The 19,521-nt window shown below is 70.8% G+C and carries 17 protein-coding genes; 7 read left to right on the top strand and 10 right to left on the bottom strand.

Annotation, left to right across the window (positions count from 1 at the left end):
• The first annotated feature begins 63 nt into the window (after positions 1-63).
• From ACYVGQ_RS06195 to ACYVGQ_RS06170, 6 genes are read left to right on the top strand one after another with little or no spacing between them, the layout of a single operon-like run.
• Positions 64-150 carry a potassium-transporting ATPase subunit F gene (locus ACYVGQ_RS06195; protein ID WP_460783930.1) on the top strand — a complete coding sequence of 29 codons (87 nt, stop codon included), beginning with the start codon at positions 64-66 and terminating at the stop codon, positions 148-150.
• Complete coding sequence (gene kdpA, locus ACYVGQ_RS06190) at positions 150-1,832, top strand: potassium-transporting ATPase subunit KdpA (RefSeq protein WP_460783679.1); 1,683 nt, start codon at positions 150-152, stop codon at positions 1,830-1,832. Before ACYVGQ_RS06195 ends, kdpA begins: the two co-directional genes overlap by 1 nt.
• Entirely contained in the window at positions 1,829-4,099 is a 2,271-nt protein-coding gene (kdpB, locus tag ACYVGQ_RS06185) for a potassium-transporting ATPase subunit KdpB (protein ID WP_460783678.1), read from the top strand. The genes kdpA and kdpB overlap by 4 nt, the downstream gene beginning before the upstream one ends.
• Positions 4,100-4,121: 22 nt before the next feature.
• Positions 4,122-4,733 (top strand): potassium-transporting ATPase subunit KdpC, encoded by a 612-nt coding sequence (gene kdpC, locus ACYVGQ_RS06180; protein ID WP_460783677.1) that lies wholly within the window; start codon positions 4,122-4,124, stop codon positions 4,731-4,733.
• Positions 4,733-7,270: an ATP-binding protein gene (locus ACYVGQ_RS06175; protein ID WP_460783676.1), complete on the top strand. Its 2,538-nt coding sequence runs from the start codon at positions 4,733-4,735 to the stop codon at positions 7,268-7,270. Before kdpC ends, ACYVGQ_RS06175 begins: the two co-directional genes overlap by 1 nt.
• Positions 7,267-7,938: a response regulator gene (locus ACYVGQ_RS06170; RefSeq protein WP_460783675.1), complete on the top strand. Its 672-nt coding sequence runs from the start codon at positions 7,267-7,269 to the stop codon at positions 7,936-7,938. Before ACYVGQ_RS06175 ends, ACYVGQ_RS06170 begins: the two co-directional genes overlap by 4 nt.
• Before the next feature lie 185 nt (positions 7,939-8,123).
• On the opposite strand, the gene ACYVGQ_RS06165 is transcribed toward ACYVGQ_RS06170, so the two are convergent.
• Positions 8,124-8,687, bottom strand: a complete 564-nt coding sequence (locus ACYVGQ_RS06165) for a TetR/AcrR family transcriptional regulator (protein WP_460783674.1) — start codon at positions 8,685-8,687, stop codon at positions 8,124-8,126.
• Between the two features lie 94 nt (positions 8,688-8,781).
• Between ACYVGQ_RS06165 and ACYVGQ_RS06160 the strand changes: the two genes are divergently transcribed.
• Entirely contained in the window at positions 8,782-9,624 is an 843-nt protein-coding gene (locus ACYVGQ_RS06160; RefSeq protein WP_460783673.1) for an alpha/beta fold hydrolase, read from the top strand.
• 395 nt (positions 9,625-10,019) lie between these two features.
• Here the strand turns inward: ACYVGQ_RS06160 and ACYVGQ_RS06155 are convergent, their stop codons facing one another.
• From ACYVGQ_RS06155 to ACYVGQ_RS06115, 9 genes are all read right to left on the bottom strand, one after another.
• Positions 10,020-11,090 carry a DUF998 domain-containing protein gene (locus ACYVGQ_RS06155; RefSeq protein WP_460783672.1) on the bottom strand — a complete coding sequence of 357 codons (1,071 nt, stop codon included), beginning with the start codon at positions 11,088-11,090 and terminating at the stop codon, positions 10,020-10,022.
• A gap of 359 nt (positions 11,091-11,449) precedes the next feature.
• Positions 11,450-12,397, bottom strand: a complete 948-nt coding sequence (locus ACYVGQ_RS06150; RefSeq protein WP_460783671.1) for a siderophore-interacting protein — start codon at positions 12,395-12,397, stop codon at positions 11,450-11,452.
• Complete coding sequence (locus ACYVGQ_RS06145) at positions 12,387-13,187, bottom strand: ABC transporter ATP-binding protein (protein WP_460783670.1); 801 nt, start codon at positions 13,185-13,187, stop codon at positions 12,387-12,389. The genes ACYVGQ_RS06150 and ACYVGQ_RS06145 overlap by 11 nt, the downstream gene beginning before the upstream one ends.
• Positions 13,184-14,242: a FecCD family ABC transporter permease gene (locus tag ACYVGQ_RS06140; RefSeq protein ID WP_460783669.1), complete on the bottom strand. Its 1,059-nt coding sequence runs from the start codon at positions 14,240-14,242 to the stop codon at positions 13,184-13,186. Before ACYVGQ_RS06140 ends, ACYVGQ_RS06145 begins: the two co-directional genes overlap by 4 nt.
• A 1-nt stretch (position 14,243) precedes the next feature.
• Positions 14,244-15,305: a FecCD family ABC transporter permease gene (locus tag ACYVGQ_RS06135; protein WP_460783668.1), complete on the bottom strand. Its 1,062-nt coding sequence runs from the start codon at positions 15,303-15,305 to the stop codon at positions 14,244-14,246.
• Positions 15,302-16,345 (bottom strand): iron-siderophore ABC transporter substrate-binding protein, encoded by a 1,044-nt coding sequence (locus tag ACYVGQ_RS06130; protein WP_460783667.1) that lies wholly within the window; start codon positions 16,343-16,345, stop codon positions 15,302-15,304. The genes ACYVGQ_RS06135 and ACYVGQ_RS06130 overlap by 4 nt, the downstream gene beginning before the upstream one ends.
• Before the next feature lie 126 nt (positions 16,346-16,471).
• Positions 16,472-17,563, bottom strand: coding sequence for a Dyp-type peroxidase (locus tag ACYVGQ_RS06125; RefSeq protein WP_460783666.1), 1,092 nt, complete (start codon positions 17,561-17,563; stop codon positions 16,472-16,474).
• Complete coding sequence (locus ACYVGQ_RS06120; RefSeq protein ID WP_460783665.1) at positions 17,556-18,227, bottom strand: hypothetical protein; 672 nt, start codon at positions 18,225-18,227, stop codon at positions 17,556-17,558. Before ACYVGQ_RS06120 ends, ACYVGQ_RS06125 begins: the two co-directional genes overlap by 8 nt.
• Complete coding sequence (locus tag ACYVGQ_RS06115) at positions 18,224-19,495, bottom strand: NosD domain-containing protein (protein WP_460783664.1); 1,272 nt, start codon at positions 19,493-19,495, stop codon at positions 18,224-18,226. The genes ACYVGQ_RS06120 and ACYVGQ_RS06115 overlap by 4 nt, the downstream gene beginning before the upstream one ends.
• Between the last annotated feature and the right edge of the window lie 26 nt (positions 19,496-19,521).

Here is a 19,521-nt window from a genome sequence, read left to right as displayed (position 1 = left end):
CGCGCTGACTCTCGCGCTGTTCGCCCTGGTCTCCTCCGCAGCGAAGGGGGTGGAGAAGCTGTGATGGTCTTCGAGATCGCCGCGGCCGCCCTCGCCGTCGCCGCGATCGTCTACCTCGTCGTCGCCCTCATCGCCCCGGAGCGGTTCTGATGGACGCCTCGATCCTGTTCGGCATCCTGCAGGCGGGGACCATCGTCGTCGCACTCGTCCTCATCTACCGCCCGCTGGGCGACTACCTGGCGCGGGTGTACTCCTCCCCCCGCGATCTGCGCCTCGAACGCGGGGTCTACCGCCTGATCGGCGTCGATCCCGCCTCCGAGCAGACCTGGCGCGCGTACGCTCGCAGCGTCCTGATCTTCTCGGCGGCCGGGCTCGTCCTGGTCTATGCGCTGCAGCGCCTCCAGACCGTCCTGCCGGAGTCGCTCGGCCTGCCGGCCGTTCCCGAGGGGCTCGCGTTCAACACCGCCGCCTCCTTCGTCGCGAACACCAACTGGCAGTCATACTCGCCCGAGCAGACCATGGGCTACACCGTGCAGCTCGCCGGCCTCACGGTGCAGAACTTCGTCTCCGCCGCCGTCGGCCTCGGCGTCGCCGTCGCGCTCATCCGCGGGTTCGCGCGCCGCGGCTCCGCGACGATCGGCAGCTTCTGGGTCGACCTGATCCGCGGACTGGGACGCATCCTCCTCCCCTTCGCCGTGCTGAGCGCCCTCGCCTTCATCGCCGGCGGCGTGGTGCAGAACTTCGCCGGCTTCACCGACGTAACGACGATCGCCGGCGGAACGCAGCCGATCCCCGGCGGGCCGGTGGCCTCGCAGGAGGCGATCAAGCTGCTCGGCACCAACGGCGGCGGCTTCTTCAACGCGAACTCCGCCCACCCCTTCGAGAACCCGACGGCGTGGACGAACCTGCTGCAGATCCTCCTCATCCTCGCCATCCCGTTCTCCCTGCCCCGCGCCTTCGGACGCATGATCGGCGATCATCGCCAGGGATACGCGATCGCGGCGGTCATGGGGACGATCTTCCTCGTCTCGACGTTCGCGCTCACCGCCCTCGAGCTCGCAGGCCGCGGCACCGTGCCGGAGCTCGCGGGAGCCGCGATGGAGGGCAAGGAGCAGCGCTTCGGCATCATCGGCTCCACGCTGTTCGGCAGCGCCAGCACGCTGACCTCGACCGGAGCCGTGAACTCGATGCACGATTCGTACACGGCGCTCGGGGGCATGATGCCGATGATCAACATGATGCTCGGTGAGATCGCACCCGGCGGAGTCGGATCCGGTCTCTACGGGATGCTGGTGCTCGCGATCATCGCCGTCTTCGTCGGCGGGCTGCTCGTCGGCCGGACGCCCGAGTATCTCGGCAAGCGGATCGGACCGCGCGAGATCAAGCTCGCGAGCCTGTACATCCTCGTGACGCCGGCTCTCGTCCTCGGCGGCACCGCGCTGAGCTTCGCCGTCCCCGGCATCCGCGCGGACGTCGAGTCGACGAGCATCCTTAACCCCGGCGTGCACGGGATGAGCGAGGTGCTCTACGCGTTCACCTCCGCCGCGAACAACAACGGCTCCGCGTTCGCGGGCCTCACGGCGAACACTCCCTGGATGAACACGGCGCTCGGCGTCGCGATGCTTCTGGGCCGATTCCTGCCGATCGTCCTCGTCCTCGCCCTCGCCGGCGCTCTCGCCGTCCAGGACCGGGTCCCGACGACGCAGGGCACGCTGCCCACCCACCGGCCGCAGTTCGTCGGCCTCCTCCTCGCCGTGTCGATCATCGTCACCGCGCTCACCTACTTCCCGGTCCTCGCTCTGGGGCCGCTCGCCGAAGGACTCGTCTCATGACCCCGCCTGTCTCGTCCCGCTCCGCCCGCTCAACGATCGCGGAGGCAGGGCAGCCGGATGCCGCGGCATCCGCGCCGTCGAAGAAGCCCATCCGCTCCTTCGGCTGGAGCCAGCTCGCCGGAGCCCTCCCCGGAGCGCTGCGCAAGCTGAATCCCGCCTCGCTGGTCCGCAGCCCCGTCATGCTGCTCGTCTGGGTCGGCGCCGCCTTCACCACGATCCTGGCGATCGCCGAGCCGTTCCTCGGCGGCGCCGCGGAGTCCGGCGGCACGGCTGTGCCCGCGGGATTCACCGCCGGGATCGCCTTCTGGCTGTGGCTCACCGTCCTGTTCGCGAACGTGGCCGAGTCGGTGGCCGAGGGGCGCGGCAAGGCGCAGGCCGCCACGCTGCGCAGGACCCGCACGAGCACTCTCGCCCGTCGCGTGGTCTGCTACGACGAGAAGGCGGATGCCGCGGCGGAGGGTGCCGAGACCGTCGAGATCTCCTCGGCGGAGCTGCGGCGCGACGATGTCGTGGTGGTCTCCGCGGGAGAGCTGATCCCGGGCGACGGCGACATCGTCGCCGGCATCGCGACCGTGGACGAGTCGGCCATCACCGGCGAGAGCGCTCCGGTCATCCGCGAGTCGGGCGGTGATCGCAGCGCCGTCACCGGTGGCACCCGGGTGCTGTCCGACCGGATCGTCGTGCGCATCACCTCGAAGCCGGGCGAGACCTTCGTCGATCGGATGATCGCTCTCGTCGAGGGCGCGAACCGGCAGCGCACACCCAACGAGATCGCGTTGAACATCCTCCTCGCCAGCCTGTCCGTCGTGTTCGTCGTCGTCGTCCTCACCCTGAACCCGATCGCGTCGTACGCGGCCTCCCCTGTCGGCATCCCGGTGCTCATCGCCCTGCTCGTCTGCCTCATCCCGACGACCATCGGAGCGCTGCTCTCCGCGATCGGCATCGCCGGGATGGACCGCCTGGTGCAGCGCAATGTGCTGGCGATGTCCGGGCGGGCGGTCGAAGCGGCAGGCGACGTCACCACGCTCCTGCTCGACAAGACGGGGACGATCACCCACGGCAACCGGCGCGCGCACGAGGTCCTGCCGCTGTCCGGCGTCCAGACCGAGGAGCTGCTGCGCGCCGCAGCGCTCTCCTCGCTCGCCGACCCGACCCCCGAGGGCGCCTCGATCGTCGCGCTGGCCGCCGCGCGGGGCGTCGTCGCCGCCGAGCCCGACGGCGCGACCGCGGTGCCGTTCACCGCGCAGACCCGCATGTCTGGCCTGGATCTCGCCGACGGCACGCAGATCCGCAAGGGCGCCGGCTCCGCGATCCGCGCCTGGCTCGATGCCGAGGGGGCCGGATCGGACGAGGCGGCGCGCCTGTCCGACGGCATCGCCTCGTCCGGCGGCACCCCGCTCGTCGTCGCCATGATCGCGCCGTCGTCGCCTGCGCCGCGTCGCACGCCCTCGGACCCGGCCGGGCTCTCGGATCCTGCTCGAGCTGCAGATGCCCCCGCAGTCTCCGCAGGACACGGCGGCGGGACCGGACGCATCCTCGGTGTGATCCACCTCAAGGACATCGTGAAGGACGGTCTCCGGGAACGCTTCGACGAGTTGCGCAGCATGGGCATCCGCACCGTGATGATCACCGGAGACAACCCGCTCACGGCGGCCGCGATCGCCAAGGAGGCCGGAGTCGACGACTTCCTCGCCGAGGCGACGCCGGAGGACAAGCTCGCCCTGATCCGCCGCGAGCAGGAGGGCGGCCGGCTGGTCGCGATGACCGGCGACGGCACGAACGACGCTCCCGCGCTCGCCCAGGCCGACGTGGGCGTCGCGATGAACACGGGGACGTCGGCCGCCAAGGAGGCCGGCAACATGGTCGACCTGGACTCGGACCCGACCAAGCTCATCGACATCGTCCGCATCGGCAAGCAGCTGCTCATCACCCGAGGGGCGCTCACGACCTTCTCGCTCGCCAACGACATCGCCAAGTACTTCGCGATCATCCCGGCGATGTTCATGGGGGTCTTCCCCGGGCTCGCGGCCCTGAACGTGATGCAGCTCCACTCCCCGGCATCCGCCGTGACGAGCGCGATCGTCTTCAACGCGATCGTGATCGTGTTCCTCATCCCGCTCGCACTGCGCGGAGTGGCCTACCGGCCGGCGAGCGCCGCGCAGATCCTGCAGCGCAATCTCCTGATCTACGGTCTGGGCGGTGTGATCGCGCCGTTCGTCGGCATCAAGCTCATCGACCTCCTCGTCAGCCTCATCCCGGGCTTCTGACGTTCTCCTGGAAAGGCATCCCATGTCTCAGTTCCGCACCACGGTGCGCACCACCGGCGTCGCCGTCCGCGCGATGCTCGTCCTGACGCTGGTCCTCGGCATCGGCTACACGCTTCTCGTCACCGGCATCGGGCAGCTCCTGATGCCGTGGCAGGCGAACGGCTCCGCCGTCACCGACGCGGATGGCGCCGTCGTCGGCAGTTCGCTGATCGGCCAGCCGTTCACGGATGCCGACGGCGAGGCTCTTCCGCAGTACTTCCAGTCCCGGCCATCCGCCGCGGGCGACGGCTACGACGGTCGCGCCTCGAGCGGCAGCAACCTGGGCCCGGAGAACCCCGACCTGGTCGCGGCGATCGAGGAACGCCGCTCGGCGATCGCCGAGCGCGAGGGAGTCGATCCCTCCGAGGTCCCCGCCGACGCGGTGACGGCGTCCGGCTCGGGCCTGGACCCGCATATCAGCGTCGCGTACGCCCTGCTGCAGGTCGCCCGCGTCGCCGGCGCGCGCGGGTGGAGCGAGGCCGAGGTCCGGAAGCTCGTGGAGTCTAGTATTCAAGGACGGGACCTGGGATTCCTCGGGGAGGAGCGCGTCAACGCCGTGGAGCTCAACCTCGCAATGGACGAGCGGGAGGGGTGATGACGCAAGAGCGCACCGCCCGACGCGGCCGCCTCCGGGTCCTGCTCGGGGCGGCCCCCGGCGTGGGGAAGACCTTCGAGATGCTCACCGAGGGGAACCGGCTGCGCGAGGACGGCATCGACGTCGTGATCGGCGTCGTCGAGACGCACGGACGCGCGGCCACGGAGGCGCAGGCGGCCGGACTCGTGCTCATCCCGCGGCGGCGCGTGCAGCACCGCGGAGTCGAGCTCACCGAGATGGATCTCGACGCCGTGCTCCGCCGGCGTCCCCAGCTCGCCCTCGTCGACGAGCTCGCCCACACGAATGCACCCGGCTCGCGCAACGTGAAGCGCTGGCAGGACGTCGACGAGATCCTCGCCGCAGGCATCGACGTCATCACGACCGTGAACGTGCAGCACATCGAGTCCCTGAACTCCGTCGTCGAGAAGATCACCGGCGTCGCGCAGCGCGAGACGATCCCGGACGCCGTCGTGCGCGGCGCCGACGAGATCGAGGTCGTGGATCTCGCCCCGCAGACCCTCCGGGACCGTCTCGCGGCCGGCTTCGTCTATCCGGCGGAGAGGATCGACGCATCCCTGTCGAACTACTTCCGTCTCGGCAATCTCACCGCGCTCCGCGAACTCGCACTGCTCTGGCTCGCCGACGAGGTGGACAGCGCACTGCGCAGTTACCGTGCGGAGCAGGGGATCGAGGGCAGCTGGCAGGCGCGGGAGCGCGTCGTGGTCGCCCTCACCGGCGGCCCGGAGGGCGAGACCCTGCTGCGCAGGGGCGCCCGCATCGCCGCACGCTCGGCCGGCGGCGAGCTCATCGCCGTGCACGTCTCCACGCAGGACGGCCTGCGCTCCGAGACCCCCGGCGCGCTCGCGACGCAGCGTGCGCTCGTCGAGGATCTCGGCGGCAGCTACCACCAGATCGTCTCCGACGACGTGCCGGAGGCGCTCGTGGAGTTCGCGCACACCGTGGACGCCACGCAGCTCGTGATCGGGGTGAGCCGGCGCGGCCGCATCGCCGCCGCGCTGACCGGTCCCGGCATCGGCACCGAGGTGATCCGCCGATCCGGAGACATCGACGTGCACATCGTCACGCACGCCGCGGCCGGAAGCCGCGTCGCCCTCCCCCGGATCACCGGCGGTGCGCTCGGATGGCGGCGACAGGTGCTCGGCTTCGTCGTCGCGCTCGTCGGAGGCCCGCTGCTCTCGTGGCTGATGTTCTCATTGCGCAGCCCGGAGTCCATCACCTCCGAGGTGCTCTCGTACCAGCTGCTCGTCGTGGTCGTCGCGCTCATCGGCGGCATCAGGCCCGCCGTGTTCGCGGCGGTGCTCTCCGGCGTCACCCTCGACTTCCTGTTCGTCGCGCCGCTGTACACCGTGACGGTGGCGCACCCTCTGCATGCGATCGCGCTGGGCCTGTACGTGATCATCGCGATCCTGGTCAGCATCATCGTGGATCAGGCCGCTCGGCGGGCTCGCTCCGCGCAGCGCGCCACCGCCGAGGCGGAGCTGCTGGCCTCCGTCGCGGGCAATGTCCTGCGCGGCGACAGCGCGACGCTCGCCCTGGTCGCCCGTACGCGCGAGGCGTTCGGCCTGAGCGGCGTGCGCCTCGTCGCGGCGGATGGCGAGGTCCTCGCCCGGGATGGCGAGCCCCTGCCGGACGGCACCTCGACCACGTTCCCGGTCGGGCGCGGTTCCGACGGCTCGCCGCGCGCCCGCCTCGAACTGCACGGAGCGCCTCTGGACGCCCCGTCGCGGCGGCTGCTCGACGTGATCGTCGCGCAGCTGTCGGCCGCCATCGAGCACACGGATCTCAGCGCGACGGCCGACCAGGCGCAGGCTCTCGCCGAGACGGATCAGGTGCGCAGCGCGCTGCTCTCCGCACTCAGCCACGATCTTCGGCGCCCGCTGGCCTCGGCGGTCGCCGCGGTCGGGGGGCTCCGCGGAGCGCACCGGCTCTCCGCATCCGATCGGGAGGAGCTGCTGGCCACGGCCGATGAGAGCCTGACGACCCTCTCGGCCCTGGTCACCGATCTCCTCGACGTGAGCCGCGTGCAGGCGGGTGTGCTCGCCGTGTCCACGACCCGCGTCGATGCGGGGGAGAGCATCCTCGCCGCGCTCGACGAGCTGTCGCTCGGACCGGACGATGTCGAGCTCGCCCTGGATTCCTCGGCTCCGGCACTGTGCGCTGATCCGGTCCTGCTGCAGCGCGTCCTCGTCAACCTGCTGACCAACGCTCTGCGCCACTCGCCCGCGGGCTCCCGGGTGATCGTCTCGACGAGCAGACTCGGCGAACGCGCGGAGATCCGCGTCGTCGATCGGGGCGCCGGCGTTCCGACGGAGCGGCAGAGCAGCATCTTCCAACCTTTCCAACGGCTCGGCGACACGGACAACACGACCGGCCTCGGCCTCGGCCTCGCCCTGTCACGAGGGTTCACCGAGGGGATGGGCGGTACTCTGACCCCCGAGAACACCCCCGGTGGGGGGCTCACCATGGTCGTCTCGCTGCCGCTGGCGGACCCGGCAGAGAGGGAGGGAGTCGCGTGAAGCTCCTCATCGCCGACGACGATCCGCAGATGGTGCGAGCCCTGCGCATCACCCTGGCCGCGCACGGCTACGAGGTCGTGGCCGCATCCGACGGGGCCGCGGCCATCGCGGCGGCGGCCCAGGCCCGCCCCGACATCATCCTGCTCGACCTCGGGATGCCGAAGCTGTCCGGTGTGGAGGTGATCCAGGCGCTGCGCGGTTGGACGACGGTGCCGATCATCGTGGTGTCGGGGCGCACGGGCTCCGCCGACAAGGTGGAGGCGCTGGACGCCGGCGCCGACGACTACGTCACCAAGCCCTTCCAGATCGATGAGCTGCTGGCGAGGCTGCGCGCGCTCTCGCGCCGCGCGCAGCCGGCGTCCGGCGAGTCCGTCGTGTCCTTCGGCGACGTGATCGTGGACCTCTCGGCCAGGGCGGTGACGCGCGCGGGCGAGCGGGTGCATCTGACCCCGACGGAGTGGCGGATGCTGGAGCACCTCAGCCGCCATCCCGGCGCTCTCGTCACCCGTCAGGAGCTCCTCAAGGAGATCTGGGGGAGCGAGCAGGTCGCCGACACCGGCTATCTCCGGCTGTACATGTCGCAGCTGCGCAAGAAGCTGGAGCGGGAGCCGAGCGCGCCGGTGCACCTGCTCACCGAGTCGGGCATGGGCTACCGGCTGGTGATCTGAGACGCGCCTGTGCTGGCGATGCGCGCCGTGGCGACGCTCGGCGTCTGGCGCGGCGCTCTATCGGAGCCGATCCGGAGGAGTCCGCCCGAACCGGAGGGGCTCGCAGCACGGATCCATCCTCCGGATCGCGCGTTCTCCTCCGGTTCGGAGGCGACGCGGACGATGCGCCCCGATTCGGATGCGGCTCAGCCGGCCATCGCCGCGCCGATGAGCACCTCGGCGGCGCCGCGCGCCTGTGCGGCGACGTTCGGATCGGCGGAGATGGCGGCCGTGCTCTGGGCGCCCTCGGCGAGGATCGACAGCTGTGCGGCGAGCGTCTCCGATCCGCCGATGCCGGCGACGAGCCCCGTCATGTAGCGCTGGAAGGACGCCTTGTGCTCCCGCACGATCCGAGCGACCTCCGGGTTCGTCCCGCCGAGCTCGCCGAAGGCGTTGATGAACGCGCAGCCGCGGAAGTCCTCGTCGCAGAACCAGTCCTCGAGGTAGCGGTAGACGGCGAGCAGCCGCGCGCGCGCATCGTCGCCGGCGTCGGCGACCGCCCGCGCCAGGCCGTCCTCCCACTCGACGTGCTTGCGCGCCAGCACGGCCGCGACGATATCGGTCTTGGACGGGTAGAGCGCATAGAGGCGACGCAGGGAGACGCCGGCGACGGTCCGCAGCTCGTCCATCCCGACCGCCGCGTAGCCCTTGCGGTAATAGAGATCCTCCGCAGCGTTGAGGATGCGCTCGTTCGCCTCTTTCTCATCCATACGAGGATTCTACTTGACACGAGAACGTACGTTCTCTATTCTCGGATGCATCAGGCGAGAACGATCGTTCTCACCGCTTCGGAAAGGAAAGATCATGGGTTACATCACGGTCGGCAACGAGAACAGCACCCCCATCGAGCTGTACTACGAGGACCACGGCGCCGGCCAGCCCGTGGTGCTCATCCACGGCTACCCGCTGAACGGCCACAGCTGGGAGCGTCAGGCCGGCGAGCTGCTCGCCGACGGCTATCGCGTGATCACCTACGACCGCCGCGGCTTCGGGCAGTCCTCGAAGGTGACGACCGGCTACGACTACGACACCTTCGCCGCCGACCTCAACACGCTGCTCGAGACCCTCGACCTGCGCGACGTCATCCTCGTCGGCTTCTCCATGGGCACCGGCGAGCTCGCCCGCTACGTCGCCCGCTACGGCCACGAGCGCGTCGCCAAGCTCGCCTTCCTCGCCTCCCTCGAGCCCTTCCTCGTGCAGCGCGAAGACAACCCGGAAGGCGTCCCCCAGGATGTCTTCGACGGCATCGTCGCTGCCGCCAAGGGCGACCGCTACGCCTGGTACACGCAGTTCTACAAGGACTTCTACAACCTGGACGAGAACCTCGGCAGCCGCATCAGCCCCGAGGCCGTGACCAGCAGCTGGAACGTCGCGATCGGCAGCGCCCCGGTGGCGGCCTACGCGGTCGTCTCGTCGTGGATCGAGGACTTCCGCGGCGACGTCGAGGCGGTGCGTGCGAGCGGCAAGCCGACCCTGATCCTGCACGGCACGAAGGACAACATCCTCCCGATCGACGCCACGGCGCGGCGCTTCCACCAGGCCGTCCCCGAGGCCGACTACGTCGAGGTCGACGGTGCGCCGCACGGCCTGCTCTGGACCCACGCCGACGAGGTCAACGCCGCGCTGAAGACATTCCTCTCGAAGTAGTGTCCCTCGATTCCCCGTTGGTTGAGCAGGCACGGCCCGCAGGCCCCTCCCTCGCCCGTTGAGCGAGCACGGCCGCAGGCCGAGCGAGTCGAAACGCGTCCGCAGCAACCCGCGTTTCGACTCGCTTCGCTCGCTCAACGAACGGCAAGGTGGGACCGCTCGCCCGAACGCGATATCCCATCCGTTGAACGAACCCGACGCCCTCGCCCGTTGAACGAGCACGGCCGCAGGCCCCTCCCTCGCCCGTTGAGCGAGCACGGCCGCAGGCCGAGCGAGTCGAAACGCGTCCGCAACGAACCGCGCTTCGACTCGCTTCGCTCGCTCAACGAACGGTCGGGAGGACGGGACCACTCCTCAACAAACGCACGGGCGCACGGGCGCACGGGACTACTCGCTCAACGAACGGGAGCGGACGCGCGCAGCAGCGAAGTACGGCCCGACAGCCGAGACTGTTCCGGCGTGAGAACCTCGAGCACCCGCACCAGGGTCGTCAGCCACAGCATCCCGAGCCCGATGACGATCGTCTCGAGCACCGTCAGCGAGTACAGCTGGAAGGGATCGCACAGCAGGACGGCGATCACGACGAGGACGGCGACCACCACCGTCGTCAGCAGCAGCGGCCTCGGCGGGCCGGGCATCACGACGGTCGTCAGGATCCCCGCGGCCAGGAACAGCGCCAGCGTCGCGATCGCCGAGAGGTTGTGGGCGACGACGATCCGGTGCACGGGGAACAGGCCGACGCAGGCGAGGGCGACGCCGGTCGCCGCCCAGAGCGCCACCGCCCATCCGATCCGGAACAGGGCCGCATCTCCTCGGATCCGGTGCAGATCGCGGCCGATATACGCGCCGACGGTCGCCACGAGCAGCCCGGCGACGACGAGCGTGCCGTTGAACGCCCATGACCCCTCGCCGATGCCGAGCTGCGAGAAGTTCTGCTCCCACCAGCGCGGATCGACGGCCGTCACCATCGCGAACAGGGTGCCGATCATCAGGTACGCGAACATCAATCCGGCGAGATCGCCGGTCGTGAGTCCCACCCCGGCCCCGAACGCGAAGCGGCCGCCGACCGCGGATGCGACTCCCGAGACGATGCCGCCGCCGATCGCGGACAGCTCCAGTCCCTGCAGTCCCGCTCCGAGGATCTCGCCGGTCAGGAGCACGCCCAGCGCGGTGACCCCCGCGAAGGCGATGGTCAGCGCGATCGCCGAGAGGTCGGAGACGACCGCCTGCCAGCGCGGCATCGGCGTGGTCTCGCCCCGGCGGTGCAGCAGGGTGCTGACGACGAAGGATGCCGCGGCGATGGCGCCCGCGGTGAGGGCCGCGGGCATCCCGATGGATCCCTCGCCGGCGATCGGCCGCGGACTGCCCCACAGCGCGAGCGTCCCTGCGGCCGTGCCGAGGAGGAAGCAGATCGCGGTCGCCCAGATGGCGCGGGTCTCCTGCAGCATCCGGTCGCTCTGATCCATGCCTCCATCGAACCATGCGGCGCGGACACGTCCCGCTCGCACGGCGTCGTCCCCGCATAGCCGACCGAGTCGAAACGCACCCGCACCGAAACCCGTTTCGACTCGCTCCGCTCGCTCAACGAACGGAGGGAAGCACGCTCGCTCAACGTGCGGGGAGGAAACCCGCTCGCACAGCCCCCTCCCCGCACGTTGAGCGAGGACGGCACAGCCGACCGAGTCGAAACGCACCCGTACCGAAACCCGTTTCGACTCGCTCCGCTCGCTCAACGAACGGAGGGAAGCACGCCCGCTCAACGAACGGGAGGAAGCACGCCCGCTCAACGAAACGCGGGGGATCCGCCCTGTCGCGAACGAAGCGCTCAGCCGCGCATCGCGACGCCGTGCCGCCAGTAGCCCATGAAGGCGACCTGCGAGCGGTCGATGCCGAGGTCCTTCACGAGGTGACGGCGCAGCGTCGTGACGACCCCGCTCTCCCCGGCGATCCAGAAGTAGCGGTCGTCGCCCGCCTCCGACGTCGTGATCGTCTCGCCGAGCCCCGAGTAGTCCGGCGTCTCCCAGACCATGTCCTCGCCGTCGATGTCGGTGACGACGATCTCCGCTGTTTCCTCGTCGCCCAGGTAGTCGAGCACCGTCGGGATGAGCCGCAGCCCGTGCTTCTTCTCCCCCCGGGGAAGCCAGTGCACCTCCACACCGGACGGCGCGTCGATCGGGAGGATGTCGTCTTCGAGCGGCACCTCGATGAATGCGATCCCGCGGAGCTCGCGCGGGGCGTCCTCCAGGATGCGGGCGATGGCGGGAGCCGCCGTCTCGTCGCCGACGAGCAGGACGCTCGACGCGTCCCCCGGCGCGTACTCGGCGCCGCCGTGATCCGCACGGCCGCGACGAGGTCCGACGAGGAACAGCTCCTGCCCCGGCTCGGCGGCACTCGCCCACAGCGAGGCAGGGCCGGTCAGGCCCGGCGCGAGGTGCAGCACGAAGTCGACGACGACCTCCGTGCCCTCATCGCCCACCCGCAGCTCCCGGATCGAGTAGGTGCGCATCGAGCCGCGCTCCTCCTCCGGCACGGCCAGATACGAGCCCCACCAGTCGTCGGTGTCCCGGTCGAGCGGCGGGAGGATGCCGGACGCCGGCGGGAACACGAGCTTGATCCGCGCATCGTAGACATCGCCGGGCGTACCGAACTCGGACAGCTCCGCCCCGCCGAAGGTGACGCGGACGAAGTTCGGCGAGACGCGCTCGACGGCGCGGACCTCGCCGCGTCCGAGCACGTAGGACGGCTTCTTCCTGGCGGTGGTCTCAGCGGACATGATGCCTCCCGATCGGCGTGACCATCGGCTTCCCGGACACCGGGTCCGTGGTGATCTGGTTGGACAGCCCGAAGACCTCTTCGATGAGCTCGCGGGTGACGATCTCCTCCGGCGCGCCGATGGCGTGCACCTTGCCGTCCTTCACGGCGACCAGGGTGTCCGCGTAGCGGACGGCGAGGTTCAGATCGTGCAGCACCATGACGATCGTCGTCCCCCTGCTCCGGTTGAGATCCGTGAGCAGGTCGAGGACGTCGATCTGATGGGTCACGTCGAGGAAGGTCGTCGGCTCGTCCAGCAGCAGGATGTCCGTCTCCTGCGCCAGGGCCATCGCGATCCAGACCCGCTGCCGCTGACCGCCGGAGAGCTCGTCGACCGAGCGATCGGCCAGCTCCGCGACCCCCGTGGCCTCGAGCGCCTCGACGACCGCGCGGTCGTCGGCCGCCGTCCAGGAGCGGAAGAGCTTCTGATGAGGGTGCCGACCACGTCCGACGAGGTCGGCGACCGCGATCCCCTCCGGCGCGATCGGCTGCTGCGGGAGGAGACCGAGGGTGCGGGCCAGCTCCTTGGTCGGGATCTCCGTGATCTTCTTCCCATCGAGCACGACACCCCCGCTGATGGGCGGGATCAGCCGCGAGAGCGTCTTCAGCAGGGTGGACTTGCCGCACGCGTTCGCACCGACGACGACGCTGATCCGCCCGGCGGGGATCTCGAGATCCACACCGTCGACGATCGTCCTGCCCCCGTAGCCTGCGACCAGGCCGGTAGTGGCGAGCGAATGGTGTTCGGTCATGACGATCCTCCCCGACGGGACGTGCGGATGAGCAGGTAGAGCAGGTAGGGAGCGCCGAGGATGCCCGTGATGACCCCCACCGGGAAGCGCGTGTCGAAGGCGAACTGGCCGATCAGGTCGGAGACGAGCACGAGGCAGGCGCCCATGAGCGCGGCCGGCACAGTGAGAGATCCGCCGCCGCCAACCATCCTGCTCGCGATCGGTCCGGCCAGGAAGGCGACGAACGCGATCGGGCCGGTGGTCGCCGTGGCGAAGCAGGTCAGGGCGACCGCGGCGATGATCAGCAGCACGCGCGCCCGATCCACGCGGACGCCGAGCGCGGTCGCCGTGGCGTCGCCGAGCTCGAGTGCCCTCAGCTCGCGGGCGAGCAGGACGATGAGCGGCAGGAGCACGACCACGGCGATCCCCAGCGGAGCCACGTCCCCCCAGCGCGCGCTGTTGAGGCTGCCGGTCAGCCAGCGCATCGCGACCGCGACGTCCCATTCCGCCGCGCGCTGGATGACGTAGGCGACGACCGACTCCAGCATCGCGCCGATCCCGATGCCGATGAGGATCAGCCGCCCGCCGGTCGACTCTCCGCCTCGGGCGGCCAGATAGATGGCCGCCGCCGTGACGACGCCCGCGATGAGCGCGATGGTGACCGTCGCCGCGCCGCTCCAGTGCAGGACGACGAGCGAGATCACGGCCGCGGCGCTCGCGCCGGAGCTGATGCCGATGACATCGGGGCTCGCGAGCGGATTGCGCAGCATGGTCTGGAACGTCGTGCCGGCGGCGCCGAAGGCGAGCCCGGCCAGCGCGCCGACGATGGCGCGCGGGATCCGCAGCGTCCCGACGGTGAAGGAGGCGCCGGCGACGTGCTCGCCGCGAATGACGGCCAGGACGTCGGAGACGGGATAGATCGTGTTGCCGAGCATGATCATGGCGATCAGGAGCAGCACCAGCGCCGTGCTGAGGATGCCGATGGCGATCAGCCGGCGGCGGGAGCGCCGGAGCCGGCCGGCGCGCACGGTCGCGGTGCGCGCTTCGATATCGGAGGAGACGGAGGCGACGGTCATGTCAGAGGGCCCTCATCCGGGTGCGACGGGCGATGACGACCAGCACGGGAGCGCCGACGAACGCGGTGACGATGCCGGCCTCGGTCTCCCCCGGATAGCCGATGAGCCTGCCGATCGTGTCGGCGAGGGTGAGCAGGACCGCGCCGCCGAGCGCGGAAAGGGGAAGCAGCCAGCGCTGGTCGGGGCCGGCGAGCATGCGGACCACGTGGGGCACCATGAGCCCGACGAAGCCGATGGGACCCGCGACCGCGGTGACCGCGGCGCAGAGGACGACGCCGGCGATCGCCGCGATCAGCCGGGTGCGACCGATCTTCACACCGAGACCGACGGCGACGTCGTCACCGAGGGCGAGGGCGTTCAGCGCGGGCGCGGACAGGAAGGCGGCGACGACGGCGATCAGCAGCAGGGGCGCGATGGTGGCCATGGTCTGCCAGTCCGCGCCCGCGACGCCGCCCACCTGCCAGAAGCGGAACACGTCCATCGCCGCCAGCCTCGGCAGCAGCACGGCGCTGACGAGCGAGGACAGCGCGGCCGTCGTCGCGGCGCCCGCGAGGGCGAGCTTGATGGGGGTGGCGCCCCCGGCGCCGACGGATCCGACGATGTACACGAAGATCGCGGCGAGCGCGGCTCCGATCAGCGCCAGCCAGAGGTACTGGAAGGCGGAGGTGATGCCGAAGAAGGCGATGCCGCACACCACGGCGAGGGCGGCGCCGGTGTTCACACCGAGGATGCCGGGGTCGGCGATCGGGTTGCGGGTGATCGCCTGCATGAGCGCGCCGGAGAGCGCGAGCGCGGCTCCGGCCACGAGGGCGAGCACGGTGCGCGGAATTCGCTGCTGCACGGCGATCGCGCCGATGTCCTCGGGGATCTCGCCGCGCAGCCAGGAGGACAGGCCGGCGACGACCTCTTCGATGGACACCGGCCGGGAGCCGAACGAGAGCGAGATCACCACGGAGACGACCACGGCGAGGAGCGCTCCGACGACGATGAGGACGCGGCGTCGCGCCCCCGCCCGAGTGGCGGAGGCGCGACGCTCGTCGTCGACGGGTGGAGCCGCGGTCACTGAACCTGTGCGGCGGCGGCGTCCAGGAGGGCGACGTAGTCCTCGAGCATCCACGGGATCGACAGCGCGGTCGGGGTGACGGCGCCGCTGAGCGCGTCTCCCGCACCGACGGTGACCACCGCACCGTTCTTCACGGCGTCGAGGGTGCTCCACAGCGGGTCGGCCTGCAGCGCGGTGAGCAGCTCGTCGCCGACGCCGTAGCTGACGATGACATCGACGTCGGCGAGCTGATCGGCGTTCTCGGCCGTGATGTCGGCGTAGAAGGTGTCGTTGCCCTTCGCGATCTCTGGGATCTCGAAGCCGAGGTCGCCGAGGAAGGCGGTGCGCGAGTCGCCCTCGCCGTAGATGGAGATCGTGGAGAGGTCGGCGGCGCTCATGTAGAAGAACGCCGCGCTCTTGCCCTCGAACGCGGAGTCTGCCGTCGCATCGGCGATCTGCTCGTCGAGCGACGCCACCAGCGCCTCGCCCTCGTCCGCCAGTCCCAGTCCCTCGGAGTCGATGCGGATGACATCGCGCCACGGCGTGAGCCACGCGGCGGAGTCCGACGGGTACGCGATCGTCGGGGCGATCTCGCTCAGGGTCGCGTAGTCCTCCTCGGTCAGCCCCGAGTACCCGGCGAGGATCACGTCGGGCTGCGTGCCGGCGACGGCCTCGAAGTCCGTTCCGTCCGCCGTCGAGAAGACGACGGGCTCCTCGGCGCCGAGGTCGGCGTAGGCGTCCAGCGTCCAGTCGTACACGCCGAGGCCGTCGGAGCCGTCCATCGACCAGGTCTGGTCGTCGACGCCGACCGGAGCGAAGCCCAGGGCCAGCGCGACGTCCTGGTTGCCCCAGCCGATCGTGGTGACCCGTTCCGGCTTCTGCTCGATGGTGGTCTCGCCGAAGGCGTGCTCCACGGTGACGGGGAAGCTCCCCTCGGATGCGGTGCCGGAGTCGCTGCCGGGATCGGTGCTTTCAGGCGTGGACGAGGAGCAGGCGGCGAGGCCGAAGGCCAGGACCGCTGCCGCGCCGATGCTCAGGAGACGGGAGGTGCGCACGGGCATCCCTTTCGAGTCGGGTACAGGTGGAGTGGCGCGAGATGCGCCGAAGCTTTGGTAAGCCTGCCCTAATTTACCAGAGGGTGAGGATCGCCTCAGTACCGGAGACGGAACCGTTACGCCCGGAGCAGCTCAGGGAGCGTCGCCCGGCACGAAGAAGCATCCGGAGGCGTCCGTGGCGGTATGGGCGATCAGCTCGTCCATCTCGTCGAGACGACGCTGCGTCATCACGAAGGTCCCGGGATCCGACAGGAAGGCGATGAACAGCAGTCCCGCGCCCTCCTGCGGGTCGAAGCTGTAACTGCGGCGGAGCATGAGCGGACGCCCGACGTTGCCCGGATGCGCCCGGCGCGCATGGCTGGCCTTCGGCGTGAGCAGCCGGCCGTCCGCGGTCTTGGCGAACAGGTCGACCTCGTCCTCGGCCGTGCCGCCGGACAGCGGCGCCCCCGATCCTCGTTCCCGGCCGATCGCCTGCTCCTGGTCGCCGACGGGCCTCGACAGGAACTCGGCATCGATGCGCATACGGCGCACGACGAGATGCGTGTCGCGATGCCGGGTGTCCGCCCAGACGCCCGCCTCGAGCTGCTCCTTCGTGCGGGGGTTCATGATGCCGTCGATGAATCCGGTCGATGTGCGGGCGGTCCCTCGCGATGACGGCGCGTCCCGGTACCCGCCCTGCTCCCAGAGCACGGCGGCGCCGAGGGAGGCGACGACCGCGTCGGCAGCGTCCCGCACGGCGGACGCCGTCTCCGCGCACACCTGCACGACGAGGTCTCCGCCGGTCACGATTCCCGCGTCGTCGCCGGCGAAGGCGGGGAGATCGGATGCTGCGGACGCCCTGTCCGGCCAGAGTGCGCGCGCGTGCGCGGGCGCATACCCGACGGTGACGGTGAGCTCGCCGGCGTCGGCCGGCGCCGCGGGGAGACCGTCGATCGCGCTTCGCACGCGTGCCGGCAGCGAGGAGGCCTCGATCCCGCCGATCGTGAGGACGCGGAGCAGAAGGCGTCGCTGCGGCACCGCCGGCGCCGTGATCCCCGCGCGACGGTCGTCCGCCTCCACATCCGCTGCGGGCGGCGGCGTGCTCGAGGCGCCGGGTGGATCCGATGCCGCACCGCGCAGCGCCCAGCCCGCCACGCCTGTCGCGACCGCCGCCCCGGCTCCGAGGAGAAGCGCTCGGCGGGTCGTGCCCCCGGGCGCGGTGTCGCGCACGGGTCCCTCAGCCATCGGCGGCCCCGCCCTCCCCGATGACGAGGCCGTCCGGCGGAGGCTGCGGCTCTTCGTCGGTGAGCAGGATCACGAGGGCCTCGTCGTCCCCGGCATCCACACGCCGCATCCGGCCGTCCTCGTCGAGCCAGAGCCGACTGGTCGCGACGCTCCCGCCGTCGGCGCTCGGCATCCGGTATACCTGCTGGTGTTCGCCGTCGACGTCCACGGAGCCGAGGAAGCGCGCATCGGACTGGCGCAGCAGCTGCGCGTTCTCCGGCCGGTCGGACGAGAGCACGAACACGACGGCCAGCATCGGACTGGGGCCGGCGGCGAGGTCGCCGACCGTCCACTCCCCGCCGGCGAGCTGCGCGAAGGCGTCGGGGGAGAAGGCGACCCGCTCCGTCACCGCGAGGCCTTCCGGGCCGCGGAGCATCGTCCCCCAGGCGGCGTCGGAAACCGGATCGTAGGTGACATCCAGCTCGAGATGATCGATGTCGCCGGCCGCGCCGATGCTGATCTCGAGCACACGCGCTCCCTCCGTGGCGACGCGGAAGCGGGCCTGCGCGAGCATCTCGGACTGCTCGATCGTGAGCGGCTCGCCGGCCTCGGACAGCCCGGCCCGGCATCCCGTCAGAGCCAGTGCGACGGCGAGCAGCCCGGCGACCGCGATCGGACGCCTCACGGCGCCGGGTCCGCGAGAAGGTCCGCGGAGGGGACGGGGACCATGGAGAGATCGGGCGGGTGGACGCGGGCCGGCAGGGAGCGCGGCGTCTCGTCGACCTCGTCGAGACCCGGTCTCTCCGGGGGCGGCGGCACCTGCGAGAAGATCACGCCGCGGGGCCCTTCCGGCGGGAGGAGCTCACCGGGAGCGTTCGCGCATCCCTCGAGGCCGATCGGCTCCGTGGAGACCTCCGGACCGAGGACGAAGCAGTTTCCGGATCCTGCGGCGGCCGCCGAGGGGGCGAAGGCGACGTCCAGGGCGTTGCCGTCGAACGCGTTGCCGTCGACCACGGTCCCGATCGGGGCGAAGTCCTCCGAGGACGTGATCCAGAGACCGACCGCATCGTTGCCGGCGATGAGGTTCGCCCTCACCTCCCCGTCCACCGTGCCGCCGAGGCCGATCCCGACGCCGAAGGCGCCCCCGGCCTGCTCCGGGGTCTCGAGCTCGTTGTTGTCGGCGACGACGTTGCCGACGATCTGCACTCCGGTCGTCGGTCCGTGCGCCTCCAGATAGTTGCTGAGCACGCTGATGCCGAGACGGTTGCCGACGATGCGATTCCCGGTGACGACGACCGAGGAGGCGTTGGCGAGCTCGAGGCCGGCCGCGTTGCTCACGATCACGTTGTCCTGGATAACGGCCCGGCATTCGGCGCACTGGCCGACGTAGATCCCGGAATCGGAGCCGCCGCTGGCGAGGTTGTCGCGGATGACGCCGTCCGTGCGGTTGAAGGCGTAGATGCCGTAGAGGCCGTTGTTCACCGCCGTCACGGCCTGCACGAGATAGCCGGGCACGGGGTCGGGCACGTCATCCGGCAGATAGCCGTCCGGACCTCGCGCGACGCCGGCCCCGTCCTCGTCCGTGGCGCCGGTGATGAGCACGCCGTTCTGCAGGTGATCGCGCACGGTGAGGTTCTCCACCGTGATGCGCTCCCCGGTGCCGACCACCCCGTTGCTGCGGACGAGCTCGCCGTCGATGACGACGTCGTTGCGATCCTCACCGCGCACCGTCACATCGTCCGCCGAGACCTCGAGGCTCTCCGTATAGATGCCGGGCGCGATGAGGATGATCCCGCCGTCGGCGACGAGGGTTCCCGCCTCCGAGAGGCTCGCGTCCTCGGGAACGCGCACCACTTCCGACGTCGCGACGGGCGCTCCGTCCTCAGGAGCGCATCCCGCCAGCGTCATCGCGACGAGCGCCGTGACGAGGCCGGATACGAGGCTCCGTCTCATCCGCACCCGGATGCTCGCCGTGAAGG

The organism is Microbacterium tumbae, from assembly GCF_054780175.1.
The sequence above is the reverse complement of the archived record's forward strand: the minus strand, read 5'-3'. Positions and strand labels throughout refer to the sequence as shown.

Coding starts and splice junctions, on each gene's coding strand:
- ACYVGQ_RS06145 (WP_460783670.1), bottom strand. CDS start 13,187: ATGACCGAACACCATTCGCTCGCCACTACCGGCCTGGTCGCAGGCTAC.
- kdpB (WP_460783678.1), top strand. CDS start 1,829: ATGACCCCGCCTGTCTCGTCCCGCTCCGCCCGCTCAACGATCGCGGAG.
- ACYVGQ_RS06115 (WP_460783664.1), bottom strand. CDS start 19,495: ATGAGACGGAGCCTCGTATCCGGCCTCGTCACGGCGCTCGTCGCGATG.
- ACYVGQ_RS06150 (WP_460783671.1), bottom strand. CDS start 12,397: ATGTCCGCTGAGACCACCGCCAGGAAGAAGCCGTCCTACGTGCTCGGA.
- ACYVGQ_RS06130 (WP_460783667.1), bottom strand. CDS start 16,345: ATGCCCGTGCGCACCTCCCGTCTCCTGAGCATCGGCGCGGCAGCGGTC.
- ACYVGQ_RS06165 (WP_460783674.1), bottom strand. CDS start 8,687: ATGGATGAGAAAGAGGCGAACGAGCGCATCCTCAACGCTGCGGAGGAT.
- ACYVGQ_RS06160 (WP_460783673.1), top strand. CDS start 8,782: ATGGGTTACATCACGGTCGGCAACGAGAACAGCACCCCCATCGAGCTG.
- ACYVGQ_RS06125 (WP_460783666.1), bottom strand. CDS start 17,563: ATGGCTGAGGGACCCGTGCGCGACACCGCGCCCGGGGGCACGACCCGC.
- ACYVGQ_RS06140 (WP_460783669.1), bottom strand. CDS start 14,242: ATGACCGTCGCCTCCGTCTCCTCCGATATCGAAGCGCGCACCGCGACC.
- kdpC (WP_460783677.1), top strand. CDS start 4,122: ATGTCTCAGTTCCGCACCACGGTGCGCACCACCGGCGTCGCCGTCCGC.
- ACYVGQ_RS06195 (WP_460783930.1), top strand. CDS start 64: ATGGTCTTCGAGATCGCCGCGGCCGCCCTCGCCGTCGCCGCGATCGTC.
- kdpA (WP_460783679.1), top strand. CDS start 150: ATGGACGCCTCGATCCTGTTCGGCATCCTGCAGGCGGGGACCATCGTC.
- ACYVGQ_RS06175 (WP_460783676.1), top strand. CDS start 4,733: ATGACGCAAGAGCGCACCGCCCGACGCGGCCGCCTCCGGGTCCTGCTC.
- ACYVGQ_RS06155 (WP_460783672.1), bottom strand. CDS start 11,090: ATGGATCAGAGCGACCGGATGCTGCAGGAGACCCGCGCCATCTGGGCG.